The organism is Acidobacteriota bacterium (genome assembly GCA_026707545.1).
In the GTDB taxonomy this organism is placed as follows: domain Bacteria; phylum Acidobacteriota; class Thermoanaerobaculia; order Multivoradales; family Multivoraceae; genus Multivorans.
This window is the reverse complement of the sequence record JAPOWR010000001.1, coordinates 506,475-530,880: the sequence shown is the minus strand read 5'-3', so window position 1 is coordinate 530,880 and position 24,406 is coordinate 506,475. Positions and strand designations below refer to the sequence as shown.

Sequence of the window (24,406 nt, the reverse complement as noted above, 5' to 3'; positions counted from 1 at the left end):
TACAATCCTCCGGCCCGATGCGACAACTGACCGCCGCCGGCCTGACGGTCGCAGCCACCGTTCTGTTCGCCGGCGCTGTCGGCGCTCAGGAGCTGACCGGCAACCCCTGGTCCGACATGGATTACGGGCCGTTCAAGGTCCACTCGTACATCGTCGAACCCGGCAACAACGCGAACAAGGGCATCGCCATCAGGGTCGACGAGGGTCCGGGTGGCATTGCCAAGGGCAACGAGTTCCTGCTCTTCGACACGGACACCCTGCGCTGGGCGGCGGGCTGGACCGGAGCCGGCTTCATGGACTGGAACTCCATCAACTACAACGGCAGGCACGTGGTGGAGCCGGCGATCGTCGGCGACCTGCTGTTCACGAACCCGGACGCACCGGGCTGGTCCCGGGCGGGCGATGACTTCCGCGACACCCGCATCACCGGCCGCGGAGGCCGCCGTTTCGGGCCGCAGGATCCCGACATCGCCCGCTGGCTAGGCCACTACGTCCATGGCTCCAAGGTGGTATTGCACTACCGGGTCGGCGACACGGAGGTCCTGGAACTCGGCGCCTCGGAAGGCGGCGGGCTGTTCAGTCGGACACTGAACATGGGGCCCCGGGACGCGGACCTGGTCGTCCAAGTGGCGCATCAGCAGGGCGGCCGGGCCTGGAGCGACGGCGAGGCCGCCGGCTTCCGCGAACCCCGCCCGAACGCGGCAGACCGAGGCGAGCACAGCGGACCCATCGTTGCGGCCCTCGTCGGCGCGCCGGACGCCGTCCAATGGGTCGACGACGTCGGCGACGACCTGCGCCTGAGAGTTCACGCCGGCGACGAACCGGTCCGGTTCAAGGTCGTGATCGGGCGGCGCGGCCGGTCGAACGCCGGATTCCTGGCCAGGGCGGCCGGCGTCGAGCCGCCCGCCGATCTCGAACCGCTGACCCAAGGCGGGCCAGCGCAATGGACCGAGACGATCACGACCGAGAGCCGCGTCCTGGGCCGCCGAGGTGGTCCCTTCGAACTCGAGGCGATCACGACGCCCCTCGAGAATCCCTACCGCTCCTGGATGCGCCTGGGCGGATTCGACTTCCTCGACGGCGGCATGCGGGCGGTCGTCGCGACCTGGATGGGCGATGTCTGGCTGGTCGACGGGCTGGGCGGCGAAGACATCGGAGCCGTCACCTGGAAGCGCTTCGCCACCGGGATGTACGAGCCGCTCGGCGTGAACACGCGCGGCGGCGAGATCTTCGTCACGTCGCGCGACCAGATCACCCGCCTTCACGACCTGAACGGCGACGGCGGGGCGGACCGGTACGAGGCGTTCAATCACGACGCCCAGGCCTCGGCCCACTTCCACGAGTTCGCCGTCGGCCTGGAGGCCGACAAGGACGGCAACTTCTACTACGCCAAGGGCGCCGGACACGACTTCGACGCCCGTGTGCCGCAGCACGGCACGATCCTCAGGGTCGCCGCCGACGGCTCCGGGACGGAGATCATCGCCAACGGCTTTCGGGCGCCCAACGGCCTCGTGGTCAACCCGGACGGCAGCGTGATCGTGACCGACCAGGAGGGCCACTGGATCCCCGAGAACCGGGTCAACTGGGTCGAACCGGGGACGTTCCATGGCTACATGCGGGCCTGGCGCGAGCCCGACCGCGACCCCGACGACTTCGTCCAGCCGGTGACCTGGATTCACCACGATGTCGACCGCTCCCCGTCGGCACCCGTATGGGTGCGGAGCCAGCGCTGGGGCGAACTCGACGACTCCCTGATCTACCTCTCCTACGGCAACGGCAAGATGTTCTCCGTGCTCTTCGACCACGCGTTGGCCGCGGGCGACGGGCCGCCACGCCAGGCGGCCGTCACCGAATTGCCGGTCACGGCCGCGCCGACCGGCCTGATCCGTGGCCGCTTCAACCCCGCCGACGACCATCTCTACGTCTGCGGCCTCTTCGCATGGGCGGGCGACCGCACCCAGCCGGGCGGCTTCTACCGCGTGCGGCGCACGGACGAACCCCTGCGCATCCCCATGGCCTACGAAACCGCCCGCGACGGCATCGTCGTCCGTTTCACCACCGCGCTCGACCGGGATGCTGCCGCCGACCCGGGCAACTACTCGATGCGGATCTGGCAGTACGTTCGTCAAGCCAGCTACGGCTCGGAGGACTACCGCGTGCTGGGTGAGGGAGTCGGTGAAGACGTCCTCGCGATCCCGTCCGCGACTGTCTCCGAAGACGGCCGCTCGGTCTTCGTCGAGATTCCGGACATTCTTCCGGTGCAGCAGTACCACCTGGAGATGAACCTCCGAAGCGCCGATGGAGACCGGATCCGCGAATTCGTCCACGGCACGATCCACGAACTGAGGACCCGCGCCGGCGCCGAGATCCTCGCGGGCTCCGACTGAGCAGGGGTCGGCTTGGGCATCCGCGGGCAGTCATCATGCGCCGCGGCAGTGCTCGTCGCGACGGTCTGGGCGGCCGCGGCCGCGGCCCAGCCTGGTTCGCCGGACGACGTCTTCGAGCACCGGGGTCTGGAACTTTCCCTTCGTTCGCTCGAGACCGGAACAGTCGACACGCGCGTCGCGCGTCTGGCCGCCCTCCATGTCCCCCGAAACGAGCCCGTGAGCCCCTTCCTGGACCCCGGCCCGTTCGAAGCGACCTTCCGGGGCGCGGTCGAGATCGACCTGAACGACTCCTTTCACTTCACCATCCGCGGCAACGGCGGCATCCGCCTGCGCATCGGCGGCGAGGTCGTGCTCGAGCGGGAGACTCTACGCGCGGGCGGCGAGCCGGCTTCCACCGCCGGCGAGGTGCGCCTGCGAAAGGGCTACAACCCGATCGAACTCGTCTACCGGAGCCCCCGCGGCGGTGACGCCTCGGTTCGGCTCAGTTGGAGCAACGACTACGTGCCAGAGGAGCCGGTGCCGCCAGCGGCCCTGCGCCGGACCGCTTCCCCGGAACTGGACCGGGCTCTGGAGCGCCGGGCCGCTCGCCGCCTCGTCGCCGACGCGATGTGCGTGCGTTGCCATCCCGTGGCGGCAGCCCCGGGCGAACCGTCGCACGTGATGCCCGAACTCGCCGCGGCCGCGCCCGATCTCGACGGCGTCGGCTCACGCCTGCGTCCAGGCTGGATCGAACAGTGGCTACTCGATCCGCGGTCCGTTCGCCGGTACGCCCGCATGCCCCGGCTCCTGTCGACTGATCCGACCGAGGCGCGGCGCCAGGCCGCCGATCTCGCCGCGTACCTGGTCGCCGACCACCGCGACGGCGACGGCCAGGCTTCTCCTCCGGCCACGTCACCGACGGCCGGCGAGCTGGCGGACGGCCGCCGCCTGTACGACGAGATCGGCTGTGCGGCCTGCCACGGCGACGCGACTTCCCCGCCGCCGGTCGACGCCGCTCACCGGCTGGTCGCGCCAGACCCTGCCGACAACGAAGAAACGGATGACCGGGCGCTTCGACTTCGGGACAAGTGGGAACCGTCGGCCCTGATCCGCTATCTCCGCGACCCGACGGCGTTCGATCCCTGGAGCCGAATGCCGAGGCTCGAACTCGAAGCGGCCGAGGCCGCTTCGCTCGCCGCGTACCTGCTCGCTCCGGCCGCCGAAGGCGGCGCGGCGCAGATCGCGGCCTCTCCGACGACCGCAACCTTCAGCCGAGCCGGCGACCCCGAGCGCGGACGGCGCCTGGCAGACGAACTCCGATGTCGCAGTTGCCACTCGCTCTCCGATGGAGAACCGCCGCCCTCCGCGTCTCCGATCGGCGAGTTGGCAGGCCGCACCTCGACCTGGGCCGGCGGCGACACGGACTCCGGCCACCCGCGCTACGAACTCGATCCCGCACGGGCCGCGGAGATCGAACGGTTTCTCGGCGAAGACGCCTCTTCCCTCGCCCGCGCCGTGCCTGCGGAGTACGCGGAACGCCGGATCCAATCCGGAGGCTGTCTTGCCTGCCACGCCCGCGACGGCATGCCGGCCGCCTGGTCACCCTCTCTCTCGGCGACGGCGAGCGCCGCCTCCGAAGATTCCGCCGCGGACGACTTCGCCGTCTCAACCGAGGACGAAACCGGCCCGGACTTCCTGCCGCCCGACCTGACCTGGACCGGCGAGAAGCTGCGCAGCGATTGGCTCGCTCCGTTTCTGGCCGGCCGCCTCGGCGACCGCCCGCGGCCGCACCTGCGCGTCCGGATGCCCGGCTTCCCCTCCGGTGCGGACACTCTCGCCGCGGGACTCCATCACCAGCACGGCCTCTCGGCCTCGCCGGTTCCCAACCCTCCGGTCGACGCGGAGCTGGCCGCCATCGGTCGGGACCTGATCCGCGGCGACCGACTGGGCTGCCACTCCTGCCACGGCCTGGGCGCAGAACCGGCCCTCGGCGGCGAAGGCTCCGAGGAGACGATCAACTTCGCGCTCGTCCGCCCTCGCCTGAGGCGCGCCTACTTCGACCGCTTCCTGCGCGATCCTCAGCGGATCATGCCGGGTAGCAAGATGCCCCAGTTCGTGGACGAGGACGGCTACACGGCGCTCTACGACGTGTTCGACGGTGAGGCCGGGCGTCAGTTCGAAGCGATCTGGCAGTACCTGGGCACGCTCGACTGAAGCGGATGCCGGCCTCTCGGCCGACGCGTTTGCCGGCCGCCAGCGGCGGCAGCCGGCGGGGACGCCGGCGCACCCAGTCTGCCACCCCTCGGACGGCAGCTTAGACTGGCGATATGCGACGAAGCACTCTCCCAGCTCTCGGTTTGTCACTGACGCTTGCGACCGGCGCCGCCGCACAGGAGGTCGCGCCGGCCTTCGAGCCGGCCTCGACGGTCGAGGAGAACCTGCGCCAGCACCATGGCCTGCCGGATCCGGCCGACGAAGTGTGGTGGACCGAAACCGGCGAGGCAATGGCCTGGCGCAACCGCAACCTCCACCAGATCGTGCCTTCCGTCAATGTCTACCGGGCCGGACAGGTCAGCGAACTGGCGGCGCGGCCCATGGCGGAGATCGCCGAATTCCCGGTCACGACACCGGCGGGCGAAGTGGCGTTCGACGCCTACCTGCACGGCGAGCACTCGACGACGATGGGCATCGTCATCCTCCATCGGGGCGACATCGTGTTCGAGCGCTACCCCCGGATGCAGCCGTACGAGAAACCGATCTGGTGGTCGGTGACCAAGGTCTTCCCGGCGACCCTGGTGGCGATCCTCGAACACCGTGGCCTGGTCGACACGGCGCAGCCGGTCGACCGCTACGTGCCCGCGCTCAAGGGTTCGGACTTCGAGGGCGTCACGGTGCGTAACGTGCTCGACATGGCCTCCGGCGTCGACTGCCCGGACGGCGACTACACGGACCGCAGCACCTGCTACTACCAGTTCGAGGCGTCGCTCGGCGACGGCGTGCGGAGCGAGCGCACGCCCGACGATCCCTACACGATGCTCGCCAATCTGAAGGTCGGCCGCTGGGCCGAGCAGGGCACGGGCTTCGACTACTCGGGCACGAACACCTTCGTGGCCGGCTGGCTCGTCGAGGAAGTCACCGGCATGCCGTTCCAGGACGCGTTGAGCCGCGAAGTCTGGACCCGGATCGGCGCCGAGGCGGGAGCCTCGATCTACGCCGGGCGCTACGGCATTCCATTGACCTCAGGCGGCCTGCTGGCCCGGCCCCGCGACATGGCCCGGTTCGGACTGCTGTTCACTCCGAGCTACGGCAAGGTCTCCTCGAAACGCATCGTGCCCGAAGAGCACATCAACACGCTCCTCCACGGGGGCCGGCCGGAACTGCTCGAGAACGCCCGGTTCGGCGGCCGCTCCCCCACGGTCAAGCACAACGTTTACCAGTGGGACCTCGTGTTCACGAACCACGACATCTACAAGGGCGGCTGGGCCGGACAGGGGTTGCTCGTCAACCCCGACCGGGACGTCGTCGCCGTGTGGGTCGGCTACACGGCCGCCGACTCCGATCCGAACACGTACCCCATCCTCCCGCGGGTTCGGGCGGTGCTCGACGGCGTCTTCGGCGACGCCGAAGCGGACTAGGCGCCCCGCCGCCTGCCGTTCCGGCTCCGCGGCCGTCCTCGCCGGCCCACGCCGGAGGTGCGGCGCAGCGGCACGCGACGACGGCGCAGGTGCGCCTGGCGCTTCACCCGGCGGCGCGCGGTGGCGAACGACTGGTTGATGGCGACCGGTATGGACGCGATGGCGGAGCGGTGCACGACCACGTCCGGACCGGGCAGCGCGACCTTCACGACCACGTCGAAGCTGGTGCCGCTACGGCGGCGCTTGCCGGGGCCGGTCACCGCGACCTCACAGTCCACGATGCGGGAGTTGAACCGTTCCAGACCCGCCGCCTCGGACTCGATCGTGCGCTTCAGATCGTCGTTCAACTGCACGCCATGGGTTCGGATGCGGACCGGGAAGCTCAACTTGCTGTTCAACTTGGATGCACCTCCATGGTTGTCCTCATCATCGTACAACGCGCCCGCGGACGACAGACTCCGCGGCGGCCGACCGGGCCGAGCCAACCCGCCCTTAGTTCAATGTCTCGCCGACGGTGCCCCGGAGATACACGTCGATCAACCGGGGCAGGGCGGCCAGGTCATAGCCGCCCTCGAGCACCGAGACGAGCCGGCCCTCGCAGACCTCCTCGGCCAGTTCGGCCAGCAGGGAGCCGAACCGAAGAAAGGCGGCGTCCGTCAGCTCCATTCCCGCGAGTGGATCGTTCCGCCAGGGATCGAAACCCGCCGACACCAGCAGCACGTCCGGAGCGAACGACCGCACCGCCGGCAGCAGCACGTCGTCCATGACCTCACTGTAAACATCGTCGCCGCTGCCGGCCGGCAGCGGTGCGTTGACCGTCGTGCCCTCGCCCTCGCCGATGCCCCGCTCCTTTGCCGCTCCCGTGCCCGGATAGAACGGATACTGATGGACGCTCAGGTAGGCGACGTCCGCGCGATGGTCGAACAGGTGCTGCGTGCCGTTGCCGTGATGGACGTCGAAGTCCAGGATCGCGACGCGCTCGACGCCATGGACGTCGATCAGACCCTGCGCCAGGATCGCGACCTGGTTCAGGTAGCAGAAGCCCATCGCCCGGTCCCGCTCGCAATGGTGCCCGGGCGGCCGGGTGACACTCATCGCCCGGTGACCGGCGCCCAGCATCGCGTGGTCGCCCGCGGCGAGCGCGGCATCCACCGCGGCCCAGGCGGCATCGGCCGTCCCCGGCGAGAGCGGGTTGTCGTTCGTGTCGAGCATCCGCGTCGGTCGCAGCGGGAAGTTCCCCTGCTCCGCCGAAGCCGCCACGGCGGCGACCGCCTCCTCCATCCGCGCGATGTACGCCGGGTCGTGGACGAGCGCCGCGAGCCGGCGGGCCTGCCCTGCCATTCCACCGGCCCCTGCGTCCTGATCTGCCTCCACCAGGTCCCAGCCGCGTTCTCTCAGGTAGGGCAGGGCAAGCTGCAGACGCTCCGGCCGCTCCGGGAATCCCCTTGGCACCGTATGCACGTCACAACGCGGGTCCCAGAAGACGCTCATCGGTGAACTCATCTCACTGCCCCCACAAACTCTGTTCCAGTGTCGACGTAGTCTTGAGGATGATCGCACATACTTCAGTCATGAAGACGCAAGCCACCTCACTGAGGATCCGACGCCTGCTGGGCCCGGCCGCGCTCGTTGCCGCAACCGCGGTCCCGATCGCCGCCTCGGACAACTGGCCGTCATTCCGCGGCCAGGGCGCTGACGGCAACGGCACCGGAACGCCGCCCGCCACATGGAACGTGGAGAGCGGCGAGAACGTCCTCTTCCGCGTCGCCGTACCGGGTCTCGGGCACTCGAGTCCCGTAATCTGGGGCGACCGCCTGTTCCTGACCTCATCCGTGCCCGAAGGCGAGGAGGCGTCGCTCAGGGTCGGGCTCTACGGCGACATTGCACCTGTCGTGGGCGAGCCGCCGCAGCGCTACGTCGTGCTGGCGTACGACAAGCGAAGCGGCGAACTTCTCTGGCAGCAAACGGCCTTCGAAGGCACGCCGGCGATCAAGCGCCACACCAAGGCGTCGCACACGAACTCGACGCCGGCGACCGACGGCGAGCTGCTGGTCGTCTTCTTCGGTTCGGAGGGGCTCCACGCCTACGACCTGGACGGCAAGCCGCTGTGGAACCGGCAGTTCGGCGTGCTCGACTCGGGCTACTTCGTGGTCAAGACCGCGCAATGGGGCTTCGCGAGTTCGCCCCTGGTCCACGATGGCCGCGTGATCATCCAGGTCGACGTGCAGGGCGACTCCTTCCTGGCGGCGCTCGACGCCAGGACGGGCGAGGAGACTTGGCGCACCGGGCGCGACGAGATTCCGACCTGGAGCACCCCGGCGGTCTTTCCCCGTGGCGACGGCGGCCGCCAGATCGTCGTCAACGGGTACAGGCACATCGGCGGCTACGACTTCGACACCGGAGAGGAGCTGTGGCGTCTCGAGGGCGGCGGCGACATCCCGGTGCCGACGCCGATCAGGGCCGGGGGCGACGGTCCGATACTCATCACCAGCGCCCACGGGCCCATGCGACCGATCTACGCGATCGACCCCGACGCCGCGGGCGGCATCGACCCCACACACGAAGCGATGCTCTGGTTCCACGAACGGCTTGGGAACTACATGCAGACGCCGATCGTCGTTGGCGATCTCGCCTACTTCGGTTTCGACAACGGCGTCGTCACCGTCGTCGACTGGAAGAGCGGCGAACGCGTCGGCCAGAAACGCCTGGGACGCGGTGCCTCCGGCTTCACCGCCTCGCCCGTCGCCGCCGGCGGCCGTATCTACATGAACAGCGAGGACGGCGATGTCTACGTCATCGAGACGGGCGAAGAGCTGAAGGAGATCGCGATCAACGAACTCGGTGAGACCCTGATGGCGACGCCGGCGATCTCGGACGGCGTCATCTACTTCCGGGGCCGCCGCCACCTGATCGCGGTCGGCGCGGGCTCGTAACTCCCGATGGTGGCTCACTGCAAGGGAAGGGTGGTCACGGCCGCGTCGTTCGCGCTAGTTTTCGCGACGACTCTGGCCGTGGCCGCCTCGGACAACTGGCCCTCCTTCCGCGGCAACGGGGCGGACGGCACGGGCACCGGATCGCCGCCCGCGACCTGGAACGTCGAGACCGGCGAGAACATCCTGTTTCGAGTATCCGTGCCCGGCCTCGGACACTCGAGTCCCGTCGTCTGGGAGGACCGCCTCTTCCTGACCTCGGCGGTTCCGGACGGCGCCGAAGCCTCGCTCAAGGTTGGGCTCTACGGCGACGGCACACCGGTCGAAGGTGAGCCGCCCCAGCGCTTCCAGGTGCTGGCCTTCGACAAGCAGACCGGCGAACTCCTGTGGGAACGCACGGCATTCCAGGGTACGCCCGCGATCAAGCGGCACACGAAGGCGTCGCACACGAACTCCACGCCCGCGACCGACGGCAAGGTCCTCGTGGCCTTCTTCGGCTCGGAAGGACTTCACGCCTACGACCTCGACGGAACGCCGTTGTGGAACCGGCAGTTCGGCGTGCTCGACTCGGGGCCCTACGACTTCCCCACCTACGAGTGGGGGTTCGCCAGTTCGCCGATCCTCCACGACGACCGGGTGATCATCCAGGTCGACATCCTCAGTCAGTCCTTCGTTGCCGTTCTCGATGCGGCAACCGGAGAGGACGTCTGGCGGAAGACACGCGAGGAGGTCGCCACCTGGAGCACGCCCGCCGTCTTCCCGCGCCAAGACGGCCGACACCAGGTCGTGCTGAACGGCTATCGCCACATCGGCGGCTACGACGTCGACACCGGTGAAGAACTGTGGCGCCTGGAAGGCGGCGGCGACATCCCGGTACCCACGCCGATCCGGGCCGGCGACGGTCCGATCCTGATCACCAACGCCCACGGCCGGCTGAAGCCGATCTATGCGATCGATCCGGATGCCGAGGGCAAGCTCGATCCCGACCACGACGCGATGGTCTGGTTCCACGAACGGCTCGGGAACTACATGCAGACGCCGATCGTGGTCGGCGATCTCGCCTACTTCTGCTACGACAACGGCGTCGTCACCGTCGTCGACTGGACGACCGGCGAACGCCTGACCCAGAAGCGCCTGGGACGCGGCGCCTCCGGCTTCAGCGCTTCGGCGGTCGCCGCCGGTGGACGCATCTACTTCAACAGCGAGGTCGGAGACGTCTACGTGATCGAGCCAGGTCCTGAACTCAACGAGATCGCGGTCAACGAGCTGGGTGAAACCCTGATGGCGACGCCCGCCATCTCGGACGGCGTTATCTACTTCAGGGCGCGCCGGCACCTGGTCGCCGTCGGCGCGGGTCCGTAGCGCCCACCGGGCGCCGGATCAGCTCGGTCAGGCCTTGCGCTTCAGGACGCCGCTGAAGCTCTCCCGATGCTGGTGGGCCGTGTAGAGGCCCAGCACCAGCAAGAACAGGCCGATGGCCACGCCGGAAGGCTCCAGGAAAACGTGGAAGAGCAGGATGTTGAGCACGACCGGGGCCAGCACGACGAGGGCCAGCGGCACGAACACCCCAAGGATCAGCAGGACGCCGCAGACGATCTCGGTCACCTTGAGGACCGGCCACAGGTAGCCGGTGTCCATGATCGCGCCCATGAAGGCCGTCGCCTCCTCTCCCATCTCGGGCTCCGCCAGTTCGAGCAGGCCGGTCACGCCGCCGAACACGAACATCAGCCCCAGCAGAATGCGCGCAATGAGCGGAAGATGCTTCATCCCGTTCCTCCCATGACTCCCCAGCTTCCCCATGAGGCGGGAGATCAGCTTAGCTGTAGCAGGTGCGGCCTGCGGATAAGCAACGACGCCGCACAAGTCGATCGCAAGGGGCCAAGGGTAGCCCGTATCCTCCCCCCCGAATGAAGACGAACACCTCCGATTGACGTGAACCGCGACGACACGCTCTGGCGGCCGAATGCGGCGCAGGTCGAGACCTGCAACCTGACCGGCTATCTGCGCTGGCTGGAGAGCGAGTGGAATCTGCGCTTCGCCGGCTACGACGAACTCTGGCGCTGGTCCGTCACCGATCTCGAGGCGTTCTGGGGCTCGATCGCCGACTACTTCGACGTCAGGTTTCGTGTACCGCCCGAGCGTGTGATCCCCAATCGTGCGATGCCCGGCGCAAGCTGGTTTCCCGGCGCCGAACTGAACTACGCCGAGTATGCGCTCGCCCACGAAGGGGGCGCGCCGGCGCTGATCTGTCGTGGCGAGACGAGCGAGCGGCGCGAGTTCAGCCGCGACGACCTGCGTCGCGAAGTCGGTGCCGTGAGGGCGGGTCTCCGCCGCCTCGGCGTCGGCGCCGGCGACCGTGTGGTCGCCTACCTTCCGAACGACGCGGAAGCGGTGATCGCCTTCCTCGCCACCGCGAGTCTGGGCGCGATCTGGTCGAGCTGTCCGCCCGAGTTCGGGGTCGAAAGCGTGCTCGACCGCTTCCGGCAGATCGAGCCGAAGGTGCTGATCGGTGTCGATTGCTACACGTACAACGGCCGCGCGTACGACCGCGGCCCCGACCTGGACCGGATCGTCGGTTCGCTACCGACGCTCCGCGCGGCGGTCGTGGTGCAGCCCGCCGTCGGCACATCCGCCGACACGAACGGCTCCCCGCGACGCCTGTCCTGGCAGGAGCTCACCGCCGACCGCGACGAACTCGTCTTCGAGCCCGTGCCCTTCGACCACCCGCTCTGGATCCTCTACTCGTCCGGAACTACCGGGCTGCCGAAGGCGATCGTCCAGGGCCACGGCGGCATCCTCGTCGAGCACCTGAAGCAACTCGCGCTGCACACCGATCTGGGCGTCGGCGACCGGTTCTTCTGGTACACGACGACCGGTTGGATGATGTGGAACTACCTCGTCTCGGGGCTGCTCCTGGGCACGACCGTCGTGCTCTACGACGGGTCGCCCGGCTGGCCCGACCTCCTGACGCTCTACCGCCTGGCAGACGAGGAAGCGGTGACCTGCTTCGGCGTCAGCGCGCCCTTCCTGATGGCCTGCCGGGCGGCCGGTCTCGAACCCGGCAAGCAGTTCGGCTTCGACGCTCTGCGCGCCATCGGCTCGACCGGTGCGCCGCTGCCGGCCGAGGGCTTTGACTGGGTCTACGAACACGTCAAGTCCGACGTCTGGCTCGGCTCGCTGTCCGGCGGCACGGATGTCTGCACCGGCTTCGTGGGCCCGAACCCCCACCAACCGGTCCGCCGCGGCCGCATCCAGTGCCGCTCCCTCGGCGCAAAGGTCGAGGCCTTCGACGAGAGCGGCCACGCGGTGACCGGCCAGGTCGGCGAACTCGTGATCACCGAGCCGCTGCCGTCCATGCCGCTCTTCTTCTGGAACGATGACTCCGGCGAGCGGTACCGCGAGAGCTACTTCGATCACTGGCCGGGCGTCTGGCGCCACGGCGACTGGATCGAGTTCGACGAAGACGGCAGCTCCGTCATCTGGGGCCGCTCCGACTCGACGCTCAACCGCGGCGGCGTCCGGATGGGCACGGCCGAGTTCTACCGCGCCGCCGCCGAGCTGCCGGAAGTCGAGGACTGCGTGATCGTCGACACGGGCAGCCTCGATCGCGAGGGCAAGCTGTGGCTGTTCGTTGTCCTGGCCGAGGGCATCGCCCTCGACGCGGCGCTCGCCGGCCGCATCCGCCGGCATCTGCGCACCCGGCTCTCGCCCCGTCACGGACCGGACGAGATCCGGGCGATCCCGGAGGTGCCAACGACCCTCTCCGGCAAGAAACTCGAGGTGCCGATCAAGCGCATCCTTGCCGGCGAGCCCGTGGAGAACGCCGTCAACATCGGGACACTGAAGAACCCGGAGTCGATCGGCGCCCTGGTCGCGACGCTGTAGTCGCTCTACTGACTCAGCTTGTTGGCGAAGTCCCCGCCGCGGAAGATCGAGACCTTCTCAAGCGAGATGTACTTCCGCAGCGCCTCGTTCACCTCGTCCAGCGTCAGTTCGGCTATCGCCTGCTCCTGGGCCGCCACGAACGCCATCGTACGGCCGGTGAAGAGGTTGTTGTGGAGCGTCGTCGCGAGCGCCGCATCCCGAGACCGACCGTTCTGCTGCGCGTCCAGGTAACCCCGCCGGGCGACCTCGAACTCCTCCTCGGTAAAGCCGCCTTCGAGCGCCTTCCCCACTTCGGCGCGGAAAGCGGCGACCACCTTGTCGGCGTTCTCGGGAGCGAAGATGGCGTAGGTCATGAACAGCGCGCTGTCATCGAGCGGCGGCGCCGCAATCTGCGACCCGACGCCGTACGACAGACCTTCCTCCTGGCGGATCCTCGTGGCAAGACGCGAACTCAGGAAGCCGCCGCCCAGCATGTAGTTCGCCATGACCAGTGCCGGATAGTCCTCGTCGTCGTCGCGCATGGAGAAGCTCGTCGCCGCCATCATCATCGCGTTCGTCTTGTCCGGAGTCTCAAGGTCGGTGCTCACCGTCTCGACTTCGTGGTGCGGATCGGCGACACGCTCGTAAGGCTCCGCGGCCCGCCAGTCTCCGAACAACTCCTCGAGCACGCCCGCGACCTCGTCCGGGTCGAAGTCGCCGACCACGGCGATCGTGCCGCCTTCGGCGCCGTAGAAGGAAGACCAGAACTCCCTCGTCTCCTCGACCGTGACCCCATTCAGGCGCTCAGTCTGCTCGTCGAACGTCGGCGAGTACCGGGGATGATCGACGGGCCAGCGGTTGAAGTGCCTGTTCATCGCCATCGGCACCTGGGCCATCGGCTCGGACCGTTGGTTCTCGATCGCCGCCAGACGCTCCTCGCGCAGGAGGTCGAACTCCTTCGCGTCGAAAGCCGGTTCACGCAGGATCTCGCCCGCGAGGCGCAGGACGTCGACCAGATGCTCCCGGACGGTCGTAAAGGTACCGGTCACGATCAACGCGTTGCCGCCCACGCCGCCCTGCGCCTTGAGACGATCCAGTTCGTCGCTGATCTCCTGCCGCGAGCGCTGCCTCGTACCGCGCATCAGCATGGATCCGGCGAGGTCGCCGGCCGTGGAACGCCCCATGAGCGCTTCCTCGGTTCCGTGGCGAAAGCCCAGGTAGACGCTCACCGACTCGCCGCGGGTCTGCTTCGGGAGCAGGGCGACCTTGACGCCGTTCGAGAGGTCGACCAGCCGCGTGCGGCGGTCGATGTTCGCCGGCGTCGGATCGAACGCCTCGCCCTCGGCGACCGCCTCGCGCCCGGCGTAGTCGGCGACCAGCGCCGCGACGTCCGGCGGCTCGGGGATCTCGGCCCGCTCCGGCGTCTCGTCCGTCGGATGGAAGTACCCGACCGTTCGGTTCGAATCGCGCAGGTAGGTCTGCGCGACCTCGTGGACTCCCTCCGCCGTGACCTTCTCCAACCGGTCGCGGTGGAGGAAGAACAGCCGCCAGTCCCCCATCGACGCCCACTCGCTGAGGTCGAGCGCGATCCGCTGGGGATCGTTGAACGCGAGTTCGATGCGCGAGAGGTAGTCCCGCTTGGCGCGCTCGACCTCTTCCTCGCTGGGCGGCTCGGCCGCGACCTCGTCCAGAGTGGCGAACAGCACCTCGGCCGCCTCCTCCAGCGAGTCCTGCTCCCGGACCATCACGTTGGCCATCAGCACGCCCGGCTCGTTCAGTTGAAGAGCGGACGCGAAGACCGCCGCCGCCAGTCCCGGCTCGACCAGGTTCCTGTACAGGCGGCCCGCAGGCTCCACGCCCAGGATGTGGCTGAGCACCTCGATCGCAGCGTACTGTTCGTGCGCGCCCGGCGGCACGTGGTAGACGGCCATCACGAGCTGTGTGTCGCCGACGCGCCGCAGCGTCACCGTCCGCTCGCCGTCCTGGGCCGGCTCGGCGGTGTACGTGTCGAAGAGCTGGTTCGCGCCGGTTCGGTCCGGCCGCGGAATGCGGCCGAACTTCTCCGCTACGAGTTCCAGCGCCCGCTCGACCTCGAACCGCCCGGCGACGACCAGGATCGCGTTGTCCGGCTGGTAGTACTTCCGATAGAAGGCCTGTAACCGCTCGATCGGCACGTTCTCGAGGTCCGCCCGTGCGCCGATCGTCGAGTTTCCGTAGTTGTGCCAATCGAAGGCGGCGGACATGACGCGCTTGCGGAGCACGCCCATCGGCTGGTTCTCGCCCCGCTCCCACTCGTTGCGCACGACCGTCATCTCGGACTCGAGGTCCTCGGCCGAGATGAAGGAGTTGACCATCCGGTCCGCCTCCAGGTCGAGCGCCCACTCCAGGTTCTCGTCCGTCGCCGGGAAGGTCTCGAAGTAGTTCGTCCGGTCGAACCAGGTCGTCCCATTCGGAAAAGCGCCGTGCTCCGTCAGCTCGGCGGGAATGTCCGGGTGGTTCGGCGTTCCCTTGAACACCAGGTGCTCCAGCAGGTGCGCCATCCCCGTCTCGCCGTAGCCCTCGTGGCGCGAGCCGACCAGGTAGGTGATGTTCACCGTGATCTGCTGCTTGCTCTGGTCCGGGAACAGGAGGAATCGAAGCCCGTTCTCCAACTGGTACTCGGTGATTCCCTCCACCGAGGCGACCTTCGTGGCGCCGTCCGGCAAGTCCTGGGCCGCAGCCGGCAGAGCGACCGCCAACCAGAGCAACAGACAGGTGGTCAGGGTCAGGGCGCGTTTCGACTTCATGATGTTCCTCCAAGGGGCCTCAAGCCGCCTACAGTACAACCGGAAGCGAGTCCGAAGCGGACCCGGCCCGCCGCTCAGGAGCGTCCGGCCCGCGTGTCCAGGCTGACGCTCTTGAGCAGCGCGAAAACCGGCGAACCGACCGCGAGGCCGAGTTCCGCCGCCGACGCCCGGGTGATGCGCGCCCGTAGCCGGTGCGAACCGAGATCGACCGTCGCTTCGGCGAAGGCGGTCGCTTCGTCCTGGTGCAACGCGACCAGAACGCCGGACAGCACGTTGCGGATGCTGGTCGGCGACGGCCGTTCGGTGGCGAGCGAGACATCGCGGGAGCGCACCAGCAGCCGTGCCGACTCGCCGACCGCGAGGTGCTCGATCCGGGGCACGCTGATCCGCTGGCCGTCCACGTCGAGCCAGGTCAGGCGGTACTCGTCGTCATGGGAGCTGACCCGCGCCTCCAGCACGGCCGCGGCCTGGAAGCGCTCGGTAAGCGGTGCCAAGTCTAGTTGTTCGAGGACTTCGACCGTGCCGCCGAAGGCCTGTACGCGGCCTTCGGAAAGGACCAGGATGCGGTCCGCCAGGAGCGCCACTTCATCCACCGCGTGACTCACGTAGAGGGTCGGGATGCCGAAACGCGGATGTAAAGCCAGGAGGTACGGCATGATCTCCGCCTTGCGGCGCCGGTCGAGCGCCGAGAGGGGCTCGTCGAGCAGCAGCAGGCGCGGCCGGCTGAGCAGCGCCCGGCCCAAGGCCGCCCGCTGGCGCTCACCGCCGGAAAGCGTGTGGGGCCGCCGGTCGAGAAGCGGCTCCAGATCCAGGGCATCCACGACGTCGTCGTGGATGATCGACACCGCGCTCGCCTCGGCGCTTCGTCGATCGGCGTAGCGCAGATTGCCGGCGACATCCAGGTGGGGGAACAACCGTCCATCCTGGAACGTGCAACCGACGGGGCGGCGGTGCGGCGACACCGCGACTCCGGCCCGGCTGTCGAGCCACACCTCGCCGTTCAGGGCGATGCGGCCGCGGCTCTCCGTCTCGAACCCGAGCAGCGATCTCAGGAGGGTCGTCTTGCCGCTCCCCGAAGGCCCGAACACAGCGGTCACGCCGGCCGCCGGGATCGCCTGCTCAACCTGGAGATCGAAGCCGTCGAAGGCGACCTGAACGTCGACCTCGAGGGTCGTGCCTTCACGGTCAGGCGACATGAACCGGCAGCCTCCGGTTGAAGACGTAGACGAACAGGAGCACGACGAACGCGAACACCAGCAGACCGGCCGCGAGCGTGTGCGCCTCCGCGTAGCGCAGCGTCTCGACGTGCTCGTAGATCGCGATCGAGATGACCCGTGTCTTGCCCGGGATGTTCCCGCCGACCATCAGCACGACGCCGAACTCGCCGATCGTGTGGGCGAAGGTCAGCACGGCCGCGGTCAGGAAACCGCGCAGCGACAGCGGCGCGGCGACCGTCAGGAAGGCATCGAGCGGCGACGCGCGGAGCGAAGCGGCCGCTTCCAGAGGACCGCGGCCCAGCGACTCGAACGCGGCCTGGAGCGGCTGCACCATGAACGGCAGCGAGTAGATGACGGAGGCCACGAGCAGCCCGGCGAACGAGAACGTAAGCGTCGTGTCCGTGACCGCGACCCAGAGTCCGCCCAGCCAGGACCGGGGGCTCATCAACAGCAGGAGGTAGAAGCCAAGCACGGTCGGCGGCAGCACCAGCGGAAGCGCAGTCACCGCCTCGACCACCGGCTTCAGCCGCGATCGGGTACCGGACAGCCACCAGGCAAGCGGCGTTCCGAGCACCAGCAGTACCGCTGTCGCCGATGCCGCGAGTTGCAGGCTGAGCCACAGCGGGCCGAGTTCGGGCAGGTCCATGGTGCGCCGTCCTCAGTCGGCGGGCGCGTGGATGGGGCGGCGTGGCTTGCACCCGCCCGGTGAGAGGCCGGGGGCGCCGGCCCTGGGTACGCTCGCGCTCTCTCGGAGAGTGGAACGTAAGCGCTCGCTCCGGTCGGCTGCGCTCCGGTAAGTCATCGGTTGATGAACTGTCCCGGGCGTCGCTTGCCGACAGGCCCCTGGGCCGGCGCCCCCGGCCTCTCCCCGGGCTGACTGTCGTCCAGCGGCCCAACTGCTCCGTCGACGATGAAGCCGAACGACTCGACGACGTTTCGGGCCTCCGGGCTGCCGAGAAAGAGGTAGAAGTCGCGTGCAGCCGCCTTGCCTTGGCCGCGCTCCAGCAGGACTGAGTCCTGGCGGACCGGTGCGTGCAGGTTCGCCGGAACCTCCCAGAGACTCCCCGCACGGACGTTACGCGCACTGAGCACGGACGAGAGTGCAGTGAATCCGAGTTCCGCGTTTCCCGAGGCGATCATGGCGAAGGCCTGCCCGACATTCTCGCCGAAGGCGATCTTCCCACGGAGGCTCTTCCAAAGACCGAGTTCTTGCAGAGTCTCCCGAGCTGCGGCGCCGTACGGCGCGAGATCGGGGTTGGCGATCGCAAGTCGGCGGAACGAGCCCGCGCGCAGCGTCCCGACGGAGGCTTCGACCGTCGGATCCGGACTCCAAAGCGCCAGCCGCCCGACCGCGTAGGTGTGGCGAGACTCCTCGACAGCCAGTCCCTGTTCCACCAGCAGCCGCGGACGCTCCTGGTCAGCGGCAAGGAACACGTCGAAGGGCGCGCCATGGAGGATCTGGGCGTAGAGCTTGCCCGTCGAGCCGACGGTGACCGTGACCCGATGGCCGGTCCGCTGCTCGAAGTCGGCTGCGAGCGCCTCGACTGCTTCGGCGGCATTCGCCGCCACGGCGACGGTGACCTCTCCGGCAGAGGCCCCCGCTGCCGCCAGGAGTAGCACCGGCGCGAGCCGAAGAACTGCCCTCAAACGGCGACCGCCTGCGCCGTCCGCCTCGGATCGCCGCAGGCGACAGCGCCGTCCCCATCGATCAGGACGCCTTCGAAGGAACCGCAGAGCCAGTTCCAGGGATTGACCACTTCGACGGTGGCGCCCGCATCCTCCAGTCGCCCGACCGGGTCGCCGGCCAGGTCGGCCTCCACGATCAGGGCGCCGGGCACGCTCATCGACGAGCCGCCGAACCGTGGCTTGTGGACCGAGCTCTCGAGGTCGAGGCCAAAGTCGAGCAGGTTGACCGTGTTCTGGACGATGTTCTCGGTCAGGGACACGCTCGGCGACCCTGATGCGAGCACGGGCTTGCCGTCACGCGTGAACATGTTCGGGCAGATGCGCGCGTGCGCCCGGCCGCCCGGTTCGACCGGACCGGAGCCGAGGTGGACGCCAGAGGCGCAGGCATAGACGCCGTCGACGTAGATGCCGGTCCTGAACGGCATCGACATAACCGAGTGCAGCACCGTGGCGACGTTCCCCGCGGCGTCGACCACCGTGACGTGGTTCGAGCCCGGCGGAGGCGGCGGCACCACGCCCAATGCCTCGTACCGGTCGTTGGGGCTGGCCGGTTTGCCCTCGAGCGTCGTGAACCGCTCCGCCGCGTACTCCTTCGAGATCGCCCGCTCCACGTCGGGCAGGGTGCCGTCGAAGCGGCCGCCCACCGCGTCGGCGTACACCCGACCGATGATCTGCATCATCTTGAGCGTCGTCTCGCCGGACTCGAACGCGGGGCCCGCCTGCTGGAGGTCGAGCCGCTCGACCATGTTCATGATCTCGACCAGGGCCTGACCGCCGAAGTCCGGCGCCGGCGAACCGACGACGCCGTAGTCGCGGTAGGTGCCCTTCACCGGCTCGTCCCAGAACGCCTCATAGGCCGCCATGTCATCGGCGGTGATCAGGCCGCCCTTCGCCTGCACGGTCTCGGCGTACCGGCGGCCGAACTCGCCCCGGTAGAAGTGATCGCCGCCATCTTCGGCGAGCCGCTCGAGCGTGTCGGCGAGAGCGCTCTGCACCAGCTTGTCGCCGATGTCGCGCAGTGTGCTGCCGTTGAAGTAGATCTCCCGACTGAAGAGCTCCCGGCCCAGCACCGCCGACTCGACGAACATCTCGCCCCACAGGAAGGGATGGATCTCGAAGCCATCGCGGGCGTAGTGGATGGCCGGGGCCATCACGGTGGCCCGCGGCAGCAGCCCGTGGCGCTCGTGACCGGCCTCGAAGCCGCCCCAGAACCCCGGCACGAAGCAGAGTGTGCCGTCGGTCTTCGTCATCAGCGCCCCGAACTCGGCCACGTTCATGTTCCGCACGTCCGGCACCGCCTGCGGTGCCGCCATCATGCCGTTGACGTAGGTGTACTCGCCGGAGGCGGCGTCGTAGTAGAGCATCGACAGGCAGCCCGAGAGGGTCGTCATGTGGGGCTCGACGACGGCCTGGGCAATGCTGGCGGCGAGCACACCGTCGCAAGCGTTGCCGCCCAGGGCGAGCATGTCGGCCGCGGCGGCGGACGCCAGGGGATGTGTGCAGATGGCGAGGCCGGAAGTACTCCGGACGGCCTGCTTGGGTCCGAAGCGCGCCGTCGCCACGAGATCCCGCCGCCGCTCATCGTCCGGGGGCGTCCAGCCGTTGACCGCGGCCGGCGTGGAAGTCCTGGGTTCCGATCCCGGTCCGCACCCCATCGCCATGGCCGCGCCTCCGGCCGCCGCGGCCAGCAGGGTCCGGCGATTCAGGGTCAGGTCCGTCGTCTCAACGAGTCCTCTTCCCATCGCTTCCTCCCCTCGCACAGGTAAGGGAAAAGGTTACCGCGTAAGATGCCGCACCCGTTCCACGAAACAAGGAGAGTTCGAGCATGTCGGAGCCGGTTCTGCTGGTAGAGAAGTCCGAAGGCATCGCCACCCTCACGCTGAACCGTCCCGGGGTGCTGAACGCCCTCTCGGAAGAGCTACGCAACGACCTCGCCGGAGCGATCGAGGACCTGCGAGGGGACGACGACGTCGGCGTGGTCATCCTGACCGGCGCCGGCCGGGCCTTCTGCGCCGGCCTCGACCTGAAGGAGATGAGCGATCCGGACCGCAAGCGCAGGGCGATCGCCGATCCGCCGAAGCTGCTCCGCTCGCTCCATCAACCCGTCATCGGCGCGATCAACGGCATCGCCGTCACAGGCGGCTTCGAGATCGCTCTCTCCTGCGACCTCCTGATCGCAACTCCCGAGGCGCGCTTCGCCGACACCCACGCCCGCGTCGGCCTGCTCTCCGGCTGGGGTCTCTCCGCGCGGCTGTCGCGGGCCATCGGCCCCGGCCGGGCCAAGGAACTCTCGCTGACCGGCAACTACCTCTCCGCCGAGCGCGCCTGCGAGTGGGGCCTTGTCAACCGCATCGTGCCGCGTGAGGACCTGCTGCCCACCTGCCGCGAGCTGGCGACCGACATGCTGACCTGCCAGCGCGACGTCATGTTCCAGTACAAGCGGATGATCGACCGCGGCTTCGACCTGACCCTCGGCGATGCGATGGACTACGAGGTCGAAGTCAACCGCATGTACCGTGGTCCCCGGCCCGAAGAAGTCGGCGAACGACTCGCCGGCATCCGCGCCCGCGGTCGCGCGCAGGCCGAAGACGCCCGCTAGTCGAAGTACTTCTCGACGATCCAGTCCGGCTGCCAACGGTCGGGCTCGCGTTCGGTGCCCGTGAGGTCGCGGTGTAGGGGTGCCGGGTCGGAAACGGATAGGGGCACAGTGTCACCCATGGCGGTCTTCCAGCCCTCCAGCAAGGCTTCGAGGCGGGATGCTGTTTCCGCGTGGTCGGGATCGGCGACTAGGTTCTTGAGTTCGTTGGGGTCCTCGGCGAGATCGAAGAGCTGGCGGTGGTTGACCTTGGGGTACACGATCAGCTTGTAACGGTCATCGCGCACCGCGCGCATGACGTCTCGGTAGGGCAGGAACACGCTCTGCCGCCAAGTGGGATCGCCGCCGGACCAGAGGGGCGCCAGGTTCCGGCCGTCGATGCCAGGCGGCTTCTCGACGCCACCGGCGGTCAGCAGGGTCGGGAAGAGGTCGTAGAGGTACGTGAAGGCCTCGGTCCTCCCGTGCGGGATGCCCGGGCCGCGGATGATCAGCGGGCAGCGCATCGAGTGCTCGTACAGGTTCTGCTTGCCCAGCAGGCCGTGGCTGCCCACCGACAGTCCGTGGTCGGCGGCGTAGACGACGATCGTGTCCTCCGCCTGGCCGTTCTCGTCCAGGGTGTTGAGGATCCGGCCAACCTGTTCGTCGAGGTGGGTGATCAGGCCGTAGTACTCGGCGACCTGATCGCGAATCACCTCCTCGGTTCGCGGCCACGCCGCCAGGTTCTCGTCGCGGAGGATCAGCGCGCCGTTGTCGAAGGGGTGCTGGGGCATGTAGTTGGCAGGCAGCGGCAGGTTGCGCTGGTAGTAGCGCTCGCGGTACTCGGGCGGCGGTTGTCGCGGATCGTGCGGCGCCGTGAAGGGGACGTAGGCGAAGAACGGCACCTCCGACTCACCGCTCGCCTCCGCCCTGGCCTGCTCGTTGAGGAACTCGATGACCGCGTCGGCGAACATCTCGCTCGAGAACGTCTCCCCCACCCGCCGGCGCACCATGCCGCCGTTCTCGATGTCCTGGACCTCCGTCTGCGTATGGTCGGCCATGCCGCCGAGGTAGATCGCCGTGCCGCGGTCGAAGGCGCGGAGCAACGCGTCCTCGCCGTTGTGCCACTTACCGGTGATGAAGGTTCGGTAGCCCGCAGCCTCCAGCAGGCGCGGCAGCGTGGGGACACCCTCCATGTCGTTCGGCGAGCGCATCCAGCTACGGCCCGTCAGCACCATGGCCCGGCTCGGAACGCAGACGGCGCCGCTGTTCGAGCCGAACACGTAGTTGCGCCGGAAGCTCCATCCCTCGCCCGCCAGTCGATCCAGGTTCGGCGTGTCGATCAACTCGTTCCCCCAGGCGCGGATCGTGTCTGCGCGCTGGTCGTCGGCAAACAGGAACAGGATGTTCGGTCCGGCTTCCTGGGGCTCGGCCCCGGCTGCGGGCCCTTCGGTGTCAGGCGCCACACAGGACAGGAGCGTCAAGCCAACGATCGCGACGGCCGCGATGACCCGCTCCAAGGCAGGCAACCCTTCCGTCACGACTCTTCGCCGGCCGCCTCGGCGGCCGCGGCCACGTGCGCGATCGCGTCGAGCTTCTCCACGACCTCGGGGTCTATCTCCTCTTCGGGGACGAACTCCGCGAGACGGTGGAAGTTCGTCTTCGCCATCAGATTCGGCTGACCCAGGCTGGCGGCGTAGCTCTCGAACAGCGGCGCCAGGAACTCGACGCTCGCCTTCGCCTCTCCGCTCCACGGTGACGGCCGGCCGAGGTCGGCCAGCGATTTCTCCACCTCCGCCACGGATTCGCGCATCGCTTCGACATGGCGGTCGGCCTCCGACTCCTCGAACAGAGGACCCGACGCCTCCTGGCGCGCCCAGTCGGCGGCCCAGGCCTCGAGGGCGGGCCGGGAGCAGAGGTAGTTCTCGATCTCGTGCCTGCGCCAGGCAAGTCGCGCAAGACCGTCTGCGACGGGCTCCTTGTCCGGCAGCTCGTCGAGGAGAGCGAGACCCTTAAGCTGCGGAGACGCCTCCCTCAACCCGTGGAAGTGCCGCTCGGCGGAAGAGAGCCGGTCGCCCACGTACTGAACGAAGGGCCGGTCGAGCGCCCGGAGCGAGGCCTCATGGCCCAGTCGACGCGCGAACGCGCGCAGGATCGCGAGGTCCGTCGACCCCTCGAGATAGAGCACCCAGCCGGTCAGCTCCGCCTGCAGGTACTGGTTGAAGCCGATCCGGGTCAGGGCCTTGGCGACCTGACCGCCGCCGTCGTCGATCCGGTGGGGCCTGCCGACGAAGGCGATCACGGTGTCCGTCCCCGCGGCCTCGCCCAGCAGCACCTCGGAGTGGCTGGCGACGACGATCTGGCTGTTGCTTTCCTGCGCCACCTCCCGGATCAGGGAGTAGATCTCCCGTTGACGGAGGATCTCCAGGTGAGCGTCCGGCTCGTCGAGCAGGAGAAGGGCACCGGGCTTCGAGTACATGTACGCGAGGATGAGCAGCGTCTGCTGCAGGCCGCGCCCGCTGGAGGAGAGATCGAGCCAGATTCCCCGCTCGCGGTAGCGCATCGTGATCTCGCCCCGCTCCTCCACGTACACCGGCGCATCGAGTTCGACGCCGAACAGGCGATCGAGGCGCTCCGCCATCTGTCCCCAGGACGCGGCATCGTCCTGGTGGATCCGGAAGCACAGGTTGCGCAGCACCTCCGCGGTGCGGCCCTCGCCGATCCGGACGTTCACCGCGCCCGGATCGAGCCGCGTTTCGGACGACGCCAGGCCCGACATGGGCGGCAGGTAGGCGACCTCCACGCTGCTTGCCTGCTCCGGGATCGGCATGCGCGCGGCCGTGCCTCCCGTGCTGAGCCGTAACGGCCGGCAGTAGAAGGACTCCTGGTTCGCGTAGTCGAACTCAAGACCGCACGTCCACGTCTCGCCGCCCGTCGTCCCCTCGACGATCACATCGATGCAGATGTTGTCGGTGCGCTGGCGGCCGTCGACCAGGCGGACGTGCCGGGTGTGGAGTTCGCGCCACAGCAGGTTGGCGTTCGGAACCGGCATCGCCACCAGGTCGCGGCGGTTCACCGTCACACCAGGCCGTTTCTCCGGCGCGCTGCCGCCCCCGCGTCGCTCGCGCCAACGCCTGAGGCCGATGTCCCAGAGCGCCAGGGCCTGCATGGCCGAGGTCTTGCCCGAGTTGTTCGGGCCGATCAGGACGACCGGGTTGCCCAGCTCGATCTCGACCTCCTCGAAGCGCTTGAAGTTACGGATCGTGAGCTTGGTAAGCATGCGCCGGGCCGGTGAGGAGACCCGGCTACGTTAGCGCAGCGTTCGGCGGCCTCCCGAGAGCACCGGGCAA

The 24,406-nt window shown here is 68.7% G+C and carries 17 protein-coding genes; 7 read left to right on the top strand and 10 right to left on the bottom strand.

The features are described 5' to 3' along the window. Positions 1–17 precede the first annotated feature (17 nt). The 3 genes from OXG83_02100 (at position 18) to OXG83_02090 (ending at position 6,001) form a co-directional block, all read left to right on the top strand. Positions 18–2,387, top strand: a complete 2,370-nt coding sequence (locus OXG83_02100; protein MCY3963805.1) for a cytochrome C oxidase Cbb3 — start codon at positions 18–20, stop codon at positions 2,385–2,387. A gap of 48 nt (positions 2,388–2,435) precedes the next feature. Beyond that, entirely contained in the window at positions 2,436–4,580 is a 2,145-nt protein-coding gene (locus OXG83_02095; protein MCY3963804.1) for a c-type cytochrome, read from the top strand. Between the two features lie 113 nt (positions 4,581–4,693). Beyond that, a complete protein-coding gene (locus tag OXG83_02090; GenBank protein ID MCY3963803.1) occupies positions 4,694–6,001 on the top strand; it encodes a serine hydrolase in 1,308 nt (435 codons plus the stop codon). Here OXG83_02090 and OXG83_02085 read toward each other — a convergent pair. Both OXG83_02085 and OXG83_02080 read right to left on the bottom strand, forming a co-directional pair. Beyond that, positions 5,998–6,399 (bottom strand): HPF/RaiA family ribosome-associated protein, encoded by a 402-nt coding sequence (locus OXG83_02085; protein MCY3963802.1) that lies wholly within the window; start codon positions 6,397–6,399, stop codon positions 5,998–6,000. The genes OXG83_02090 and OXG83_02085 overlap by 4 nt on opposite strands. 94 nt (positions 6,400–6,493) lie before the next feature. Further along, a complete protein-coding gene (locus OXG83_02080) occupies positions 6,494–7,492 on the bottom strand; it encodes a histone deacetylase (protein ID MCY3963801.1) in 999 nt (332 codons plus the stop codon). Between the two features lie 80 nt (positions 7,493–7,572). On the opposite strand from OXG83_02080, the gene OXG83_02075 reads away from it, so the two are divergent. Continuing rightward, entirely contained in the window at positions 7,573–8,934 is a 1,362-nt protein-coding gene (locus tag OXG83_02075; GenBank protein MCY3963800.1) for a PQQ-binding-like beta-propeller repeat protein, read from the top strand. A gap of 6 nt (positions 8,935–8,940) precedes the next feature. Further along, positions 8,941–10,293, top strand: coding sequence for a PQQ-binding-like beta-propeller repeat protein (locus OXG83_02070; protein ID MCY3963799.1), 1,353 nt, complete (start codon positions 8,941–8,943; stop codon positions 10,291–10,293). A gap of 27 nt (positions 10,294–10,320) precedes the next feature. Here the strand turns inward: OXG83_02070 and OXG83_02065 are convergent, their stop codons facing one another. Then, complete coding sequence (locus tag OXG83_02065) at positions 10,321–10,698, bottom strand: DoxX family protein (GenBank protein MCY3963798.1); 378 nt, start codon at positions 10,696–10,698, stop codon at positions 10,321–10,323. Between the two features lie 165 nt (positions 10,699–10,863). Between OXG83_02065 and OXG83_02060 the strand changes: the two genes are divergently transcribed. After that, the gene (locus OXG83_02060; protein MCY3963797.1) at positions 10,864–12,816 is read left to right on the top strand and encodes an acetoacetate--CoA ligase; all 1,953 of its coding nucleotides are present in this window, start codon (positions 10,864–10,866) and stop codon (positions 12,814–12,816) included. A 5-nt stretch (positions 12,817–12,821) separates the two neighbouring features. Here the strand turns inward: OXG83_02060 and OXG83_02055 are convergent, their stop codons facing one another. From OXG83_02055 to OXG83_02035, 5 genes are all read right to left on the bottom strand, one after another. Then, positions 12,822–15,581 carry a pitrilysin family protein gene (locus OXG83_02055; protein ID MCY3963796.1) on the bottom strand — a complete coding sequence of 920 codons (2,760 nt, stop codon included), beginning with the start codon at positions 15,579–15,581 and terminating at the stop codon, positions 12,822–12,824. A 74-nt stretch (positions 15,582–15,655) separates the two neighbouring features. Continuing rightward, positions 15,656–16,777 (bottom strand): molybdenum ABC transporter ATP-binding protein, encoded by a 1,122-nt coding sequence (gene modC / locus OXG83_02050; GenBank protein MCY3963795.1) that lies wholly within the window; start codon positions 16,775–16,777, stop codon positions 15,656–15,658. Continuing rightward, on the bottom strand, positions 16,767–17,444 hold the full coding sequence (gene modB, locus OXG83_02045; GenBank protein MCY3963794.1) for a molybdate ABC transporter permease subunit: 678 nt from the start codon (positions 17,442–17,444) through the stop codon (positions 16,767–16,769). The genes modC and modB overlap by 11 nt, the downstream gene beginning before the upstream one ends. A gap of 152 nt (positions 17,445–17,596) precedes the next feature. Beyond that, positions 17,597–18,445 carry a molybdate ABC transporter substrate-binding protein gene (gene modA, locus OXG83_02040; GenBank protein ID MCY3963793.1) on the bottom strand — a complete coding sequence of 283 codons (849 nt, stop codon included), beginning with the start codon at positions 18,443–18,445 and terminating at the stop codon, positions 17,597–17,599. After that, positions 18,442–20,226: a gamma-glutamyltransferase gene (locus OXG83_02035; protein ID MCY3963792.1), complete on the bottom strand. Its 1,785-nt coding sequence runs from the start codon at positions 20,224–20,226 to the stop codon at positions 18,442–18,444. The genes modA and OXG83_02035 overlap by 4 nt, the downstream gene beginning before the upstream one ends. 83 nt (positions 20,227–20,309) lie before the next feature. Between OXG83_02035 and OXG83_02030 the strand changes: the two genes are divergently transcribed. Then, positions 20,310–21,083, top strand: a complete 774-nt coding sequence (locus OXG83_02030; GenBank protein ID MCY3963791.1) for an enoyl-CoA hydratase — start codon at positions 20,310–20,312, stop codon at positions 21,081–21,083. Here the strand turns inward: OXG83_02030 and OXG83_02025 are convergent. Both OXG83_02025 and OXG83_02020 read right to left on the bottom strand, forming a co-directional pair. Continuing rightward, positions 21,080–22,597: a sulfatase-like hydrolase/transferase gene (locus tag OXG83_02025; protein MCY3963790.1), complete on the bottom strand. Its 1,518-nt coding sequence runs from the start codon at positions 22,595–22,597 to the stop codon at positions 21,080–21,082. The two genes, OXG83_02030 and OXG83_02025, sit on opposite strands and share 4 nt — an antisense overlap. Then, entirely contained in the window at positions 22,594–24,336 is a 1,743-nt protein-coding gene (locus OXG83_02020; GenBank protein ID MCY3963789.1) for an AAA family ATPase, read from the bottom strand. Before OXG83_02020 ends, OXG83_02025 begins: the two co-directional genes overlap by 4 nt. Positions 24,337–24,406 lie beyond the last annotated feature (70 nt).